This is a genomic window from Bacillus cereus (assembly GCF_002561295.1).
Classification (GTDB): domain Bacteria; phylum Bacillota; class Bacilli; order Bacillales; family Bacillaceae_G; genus Bacillus_A; species Bacillus_A cereus_S.
This window is the reverse complement of record NZ_NTUG01000037.1, coordinates 170,168-177,354: the sequence shown is the minus strand read 5'-3', so window position 1 is coordinate 177,354 and position 7,187 is coordinate 170,168. Positions and strand designations below refer to the sequence as shown.

The window sequence follows — 7,187 nt, the reverse complement described above, 5'->3', positions numbered from 1 at the left end:
ACAATTGGGGTGCAGTTCAATACTACATGTGGAGGTTTTTTTATGGGGAAATACCTAGCTGTACATGTGAGAACCATTTTATAAAAGTCATATATGAAAAGGGATTTGGATGATTTTGTCGAATGTGCTTATCTATGAAAACAACACTTTCTCATTCAAATCAACCTATAATTGAATCATTTGAAGCTCAAAATGAAGGAATAGATTTTGGGCTTCAAACATATAACCTAGATGCTAATTTATTCCCGGAATATGTAAGGTCTACTCTTTCTGCAAAAGCAGGTTATTACCAGCAGGGTATATGGAAAACGAGCGTCCATTTGATATTACTTTTACTGGGACGGCATTTAGTGAGAGAACTTTAATTAAGATTGGTTATGCTTTTGAGCAAGCAATAAAATTTCGGAAACCTCCTAGTTTAATATAGAAAGTATAGTTGTTTTTGATGTAAGAAAAGCGGAACTGATGAGTAAAAAATATGTACGGGTAGTGATAAAGTGAAGATTGGTAAATTTGGAGAAGTCAATAAATTAAGTATTGATACAATTAGGCATTATATGGACTTAGGATTGATTGTACCTGAAAAGAAGGGAGGGCATTATTTTTTTGATGAGAACTGTCAAAACGATTTAGAGATTATTTTGGACTTTAAAGGGATGGGATTTAGTTTAAACGAAATTAAACAATTTTTTCTATATAAAAATTTTGGTAAATTCACGAATTACGAACATGATACGTACTATCAATCTTTATTTATGGATAAATATAAGCAGGTTGAGCAGGAAATAAATAATTTAGTGGAAATAAAGGCCAATTTAAAGACGAAATTAGATGAAATATTAGCGGAATCTAAAGGTTCAAGCTTAATGATGGGAATTGATTTAAAAGTACTTGATTTGCTGAAATGTTTAAGCTGTAGCGAAACACTTATTCTTCAAGATGGGATCATTCATAGAAATCAAATTATGGAAGGGAAGTTAATTTGCGATTGTGGTGAAGAATATCTTGTTGAATCAGGTATTTTAAAAATTGGTAATTCATTTCAAGCAACTTCTGGCCCCCATCTTGAAGAATTTGTTCTTGAATATATACATGAAACTGATCCAGCTTATTTGGAAAATATCAAAAAAGTTGGAGAATGGTCAATGAGGAAACTAGGTCAATTAGACTTAAATAATAAAGTATTACTTGAGTTAGGATCCGGAGTTGGTTTTTTTCTACGAAATGTTTTTCAGGAATTGCCGGAAAATTGCTTGTATATTGCTGTTGATCGCAACTTAGAGCGGCATCGATTTTTAAAAGGTGTATTAGAGAGAACGGGTTTAAATAGAAACATGCTCTTTATTTGCGCTGATTTCTTACATATACCTATACAGGATCACTCTGTCGATGTCGTGATTGATCATTCAGGTACTAGTAATTACAGCTTCGAACATGAGGAGTTTTTGCTTCGCGAAGTGGATTTTCTATTTAAGCCTAATTGCTACATATTGGGATCATATATTGCTTTTAAAAATTTTAACACCAAAAGTAAAATCCAATCTAGATTTAGAGACAACTTTATAGCTAGAAAAATTAGGGGAAACATCACCGATTTAAAGTATATTCCTCTTGAGGAAAGGACTTCTGAATATATTAATCGAGGTGGAAAGTACGAAAATTTCTTTGTGCAGGGGGAAGAAATTTATTCATATTCATTTTTGGGCAAAAGATAGGGTTAACCCTATCTTTTTTTCATTTTTTCCTAAAAATTTATGGATTACACCTATTGATATTGGGTTCACCCGGTAGCTTAACATTTGTTGTATAAAAAGTTAAGTGAGGTGGAGGATTAATGGAAGCACTACAAATGAGTGTAAGTAATGAAAAGAACAAAAAAGAAATGAAAAACCTATTTCTCTATTCTACAGGAAAAACTATCTCGATATTTGGTACAGCTATTTATAACTTTGCACTTGGATTATACGTTTTAAAGCAGACTGGATCGGCGTTAAGCTTTGCAGTTACTCTTATATTAGGAATTATTCCGATGGTTATCATCAATCCGTTTGCTGGGGTGATTGCGGATAAGGTCAATAAAAAGACATTAGTTATTTGTATGGATCTTCTTAGCGGAATCTTGTTGGTTTCCGTTTATATATTATGTATGAAATATGAATTGAATTTACTTATCATTTACGTCACTACGTTCCTGTTGACGGTGTTTACTACTTTTTTTGGAATAGGTTTAGAAGCTGCGAAGCCAAACATTGTATCTGAAAAAATGTTGATGAATATTAATTCTATTAGTAAAATAATCGACTCGACCTCTTCAATTATGGGACCTATGTTAGGTGGAATTGTTTTTGCAATTTTTGATATGAGAACTTTTATTATCATAAATGGAATTTCTTTTCTCTTTTCTGGATTATCGATGATCTTTATTCATTTCAAGCTTTTCAATCACCAATTAAATGAAGATCATTTAATTGGGAAAATTCATTTGATTAGAGATATGAAGGATGGATTCAACTATATATTTGAAAGAAAGAGTATTAAAAGCATGTTTATGCTCTTAATATTAATTAATTTTTTTCTCGGCTTCGCTGTGACTGTTCCATTACCGTATATGATTAATACAGTTCTAAAATTTGGAGCAAAGGAGTTTGGTATGATCCAAGGGGCCTTTCCGCTGGGGATGATTATAGGAGCTTTATTAGTAAAGAAAATCATAGAAAGAATTTCCTATTCCATTCTTTTAAAATATATAAGCATCGCTTTATCAATTCTTATGATTTTATTAGGAGTTCCAGTTATGCTGAAAAGCTTACAACTGAACTCCATCGTTTTTACTTGTTATTTCATTGCTATCTTGTTCTTGTTTGGGTTATTCATAGCGCTAATTGATATCCCTCTCGCTTATTTTATGCAAAAAGAGATTCCAGATGAATATAGAGGTAGAGTTCTAAGTATTGGCATTAGTATCGCGAAAATCATGCTTCCTATAGCGATGATTTCATCAGGAGCTCTATTAAATATCCTTCCTTCTTATGTCATGCCTATTGCAGGAGGAGTGTTATTTCTTCTATTAAATGTGCGTTTAGCGAATAAGGTGAACTTTGAACTAACTTCAAAAAATATAAGTGTTTAATTTGCTATAGCGCCGGATTATTGTGTAATAAAAGTAGTGTTATAGTTGAAAAAAATCCTCTTCCAGTATACTGAATAAAGAAATTTATCTTAAAGATAAAAGTGTGTTTGATCATTTATAGATCAAATTTGTAACAAGAAGCATAAGATGGCCGTTTTGTTAAAGCCATATAAATATTAAGTGTAAAGATAGTAAGGATTGAATGTCCCTACTATCTTTTTTTAACTATAAGTACAACTTAAAAATACATAGTAATAATTGATAAGTTATGATAAATTTAAAGTATAAATTCAGAATATTCATTTTAATTAAAGTGGACATAGCCTCGGTGCGAGGATAGCACTCCGGAGGACAGAGGCCGAGGACCTTGAACTTGATATAAGCAAGAGACAGTTAAAGGAGTGGTAAGCTAGATGAACATGAATCAGAAAGCTAAATGGCATGAAGTTATATCCCTTAGGGAGGCTCAAACAGAGAATGGGACAATGTTTTATCTTGTGGATGAAAATCTAGATTTTATACCATTTACCAAAGAATATCTCGATATGATACAAGCAAGAGCTGAACGTCAGGTGTCCCCTAATACTGTACGAACATACTGTTATTATTTATGGTATTTCATGGTGTATTTAAAAATTAAGAAATTGAATATTTTAGACTTAGATGGAAGGCCTGATATTCTAACTAACTTCAAATTATGGCTCAAGAACCCATATAGATTTTATGAAAACGTAGAGATGTTTGATCATGAATATGTTGAGGAGGACCTTAAAGTTACTACTGTAAACGCAATCTTAGACAGAGTAAGTTCTTTATTTCTTTGGCTTAAAGCTAGTGGAAGGATTAAAGATAATCCTGTTGTATATCGTAATGTTATGGTTACAAATACAATGAGAGATAAAGATATGTTAACCCACACTCGTAGAAACAGGACTGTTCAAAAGAACACGCTTAAATCCAAAGTTCCTTATGTTATTCCTAAGAATATTGAGCAAAAGAATTTTAAGAAGTATCTAAAGGCGGTTAATCTCTTACGAGATAAAATTATCCTCCTAATTCTTAAGGAAGGTGGCCTAAGGTCAGGAGAACTTCTAGGTATAAAGCTCGAAGATATTGATTATGGTGAACAAGGTATTCATGTACGCTTCAGACCAGACAATGCAAATGGCTCAAGAGCTAAAGCCGGTTATGGACGAGATAGGTTTGTTCACCTCCCTTCTGATCTTATGCTTTTGATAGATAGATACATTAGTAGTGATTGGGTGAATAGCGATTCTGATACTGATTTTTTATTTGTTGTAGTTAATAGCAATAAACCGCTGGAAAATGGAAATCCGATGAAGAAATCAACACTTACCTCTATTCTTAACTATTACAACAAAAAAACAGGTATTAAGTTAAACACTCACAAATTGAGACACACACACGTTACTGAACTCGCAAGAGTATACATTAATAAAGGTGAACCAATCAATTGGAAGTTTATCCAAGAAAGAATAGGTCATGCAAATGTAGCAACTACAATGGGAACTTATGCTCATTTAAATACAGGTGACCATCAAAAGGAGTACCAGCGAATGAGTGAATATAGAGCAGAAAAACGAAAGGAGCGAGAAAATGATAAAAAGTAAAGCCGGTATCCAATCGAAAACAAATAGCTCTGAGAGTTTAATATCAAAAGCAAACGTTCCTTTTTATCCCGTTGAGGATATCGATACATCTTGGATGACGAAAGCACAAAAGAGATTTTTTAATGTTTTAAAGAATACTACTAATAGGCAAAAAAACTATACCGAAATCTTAGAATTAGCTGGTTATAGTATCACTTCTCATCAATCCTGGCATAAAGCTATTAAGGACAAGCAGTTTGCCACTCTACTTGAAAGTATGGGGGTTAATGTAAGACAACGTAAATTTCGGAACCCGCCTCATTATGAAATAAAATATATTAAAAATCCAAAGGAAAGAAATGAATATCTTAAGCAAGATATATGGGACATGAGAAAACTATTTAAAGAGTACCCGAAACATCGTTCTCCAAGTGTTTATATTATTGATTTTACAAAAATAGAGAATGCTCACTTGAAAACACTTGTAAAACGATATTTTTATAATATGTTTGGAGAATGGGAACCAGGAACATTCTCTTTCCAACTCCATAAGATAACTAGATTTGTTAATATACTAAACAATGAATTTCCTGAAATAAAGTCCTTTAATGAACTAAGAAGGAAAACACATATTGAAAGTATTCTTCCTCATTTACATAGCCTATCAAAGAACCTTTCTAATAGAATTTTTCATGCTACCAAACAAATGCTTAATTATATGTATCTTAACAATTGGGTTGAGGGACCGATTACAAATAATTTATTAATCAGTTATGATTCTCCAAATAGAATAGAACCATTACCTAAACCAATACCACCCTATGTAAAAATACAACTCGATGATTACTTGGAAAATAAAATAATCCCTCTCTTAGAAGCTGATAAGAATACACCAATAGTAGCAGCAAAGTATTGGGATTTTATTATAATAATAAGGCACACAGGCAGACGTTGTGAGGATCTAGCACACATGATCGCAGACGAAAGTGATGTTGATTGTTTGAGGTATGACTTAGATGGAGACCCTCAACTCTATATCGATCACCGTATCGCTAAGATCGCAAAAGATTTGGTGATTCCTTTAGTACATATTGTAGATTCACACGGTAAAAATATTGTAGAACAAGCAATTATACGTCAGAAAAAAAGGGTAAAAAAATATCCTCCAACTTCGGATAATCAAAAATATTTATTTAGAGAAGTGATCGCCTATGACAAAGAGAATACCCCTATTACAGAGACTATTAGTTACAATTTTGTAATGAACCATGTATTACCTAGAATCTGCAAACTTATTCCACTATCAAATATTGCTCAGGATTCTGGAAGTACATATAATATAACATCCCATCAATTTAGACATACTGTAGCAACTGAAATGATTGATGCTGGAGTAGATATTTACGCTGTTAAAAACTTTTTAGGGCATTCATCAGTTACGATGACGGAAAAATATATTAAAGTTTACCAGAAACGTTTGAAAAAAGAGTTTAAAGAGAAACTTCTTAGATCCGATGCCAGAGATATTAAAGAGAAACTTCCTGAACAAGAAGAAGTATTTGGAGATAACAAATGGGTTAAAAATAAAATTATCGCAGTGTTTGACCAAGGCGACGGGTGTTGTGAGCATCCTTATAAAATGCCATCCTGTCCCCATCAGGTGGCTTGTAAGACGTGTATCAAAAAGAAGATATTACCAAGGCATAAGAATGCTGTTGTTGATACCATAGACGCTTTTACAACTCATTTAAACCAAGCTAAACAAATTGGACTTGAAGAAAAGATTGATGAATTTGATAAAGTTGTGCAGTTCTACCAAACTGCATTGGAAATCATTGAAAGGGGAGAAACATTCGATGCAGCGAAACATTTTTACACTGGAGGTGTTCATTAATGGCTAATATGTACCCAAATACTTCAAAAATGGTTGAAACAAAGAAAATGGAAAGTGACTTGAAGAAACAGGCTGTTTTAGGCTGTTTAAAAGAACTAACGATTCTTGATGACCCTATAAACAATCCAATCTCAAAAGCCGAAATATGCCGTAAGGCAGGCGTGAGTAAAACGTTCTTATATTCTTATCGAGAAGAGCTTATAAAGCCAATTGATGAAGCAATAAAGAAACAAAATAAGAAAATAAAGGTTATCACAAAAAAACAGAAGTTCAGCGAAAGCTCAAAAGACAAGTTGATTGAGTCCCTAAAAAGAAGAATATCCAAGTTGGATGAAGAAAACAAAAAACTAAAACAAGACAATGTTATTTTACTTGGTAAATTGTCAAAATTATAGGCGTAGTAAAACCAAAGGATTTTTTAACTTAACATGAGTATGATGTACAGTGAAAATAAAGCTGTTTAAAACATAATAAAGTTGTTTCTGTAGTGCTTTAAGAAAAGAATGTACTTTTTAATAGACTACATGCTACTAATTTAAGTCTTTAATTTATA

5 protein-coding genes and 1 pseudogene are annotated in these 7,187 nt (G+C 32.5%); all 6 read left to right on the top strand.

Features of this window, described 5'->3' with window-relative positions:
* Positions 1–188 precede the first annotated feature (188 nt).
* Positions 189–427, top strand: a pseudogene (locus tag CN373_RS25950) (amidase); the annotation flags it as partial.
* A 70-nt stretch (positions 428–497) separates the two neighbouring features.
* Positions 498–1,715 carry a MerR family transcriptional regulator gene (locus CN373_RS20340; RefSeq protein WP_000690069.1) on the top strand — a complete coding sequence of 406 codons (1,218 nt, stop codon included), beginning with the start codon at positions 498–500 and terminating at the stop codon, positions 1,713–1,715.
* A gap of 119 nt (positions 1,716–1,834) precedes the next feature.
* Positions 1,835–3,130 (top strand): MFS transporter, encoded by a 1,296-nt coding sequence (locus CN373_RS20335; RefSeq protein WP_098360052.1) that lies wholly within the window; start codon positions 1,835–1,837, stop codon positions 3,128–3,130.
* A 413-nt stretch (positions 3,131–3,543) separates the two neighbouring features.
* Positions 3,544–4,761: a tyrosine-type recombinase/integrase gene (locus tag CN373_RS20330; protein ID WP_098360051.1), complete on the top strand. Its 1,218-nt coding sequence runs from the start codon at positions 3,544–3,546 to the stop codon at positions 4,759–4,761.
* On the top strand, positions 4,748–6,634 hold the full coding sequence (locus CN373_RS20325) for a tyrosine-type recombinase/integrase (protein WP_098360050.1): 1,887 nt from the start codon (positions 4,748–4,750) through the stop codon (positions 6,632–6,634). The genes CN373_RS20330 and CN373_RS20325 overlap by 14 nt, the downstream gene beginning before the upstream one ends.
* Positions 6,634–7,029 (top strand): DUF6262 family protein, encoded by a 396-nt coding sequence (locus CN373_RS20320; protein ID WP_088092122.1) that lies wholly within the window; start codon positions 6,634–6,636, stop codon positions 7,027–7,029. Before CN373_RS20325 ends, CN373_RS20320 begins: the two co-directional genes overlap by 1 nt.
* The last annotated feature ends 158 nt before the right edge of the window (positions 7,030–7,187 follow it).

Excerpts from the sequence above, each read along its gene's own strand:
- CN373_RS20335 (WP_098360052.1), top strand. The coding sequence starts at position 1,835 with ATGGAAGCACTACAAATGAGTGTAAGTAATGAAAAGAACAAAAAAGAA.
- CN373_RS20330 (WP_098360051.1), top strand. The coding sequence starts at position 3,544 with ATGAACATGAATCAGAAAGCTAAATGGCATGAAGTTATATCCCTTAGG.
- CN373_RS20325 (WP_098360050.1), top strand. The coding sequence starts at position 4,748 with ATGATAAAAAGTAAAGCCGGTATCCAATCGAAAACAAATAGCTCTGAG.
- CN373_RS20320 (WP_088092122.1), top strand. The coding sequence starts at position 6,634 with ATGGCTAATATGTACCCAAATACTTCAAAAATGGTTGAAACAAAGAAA.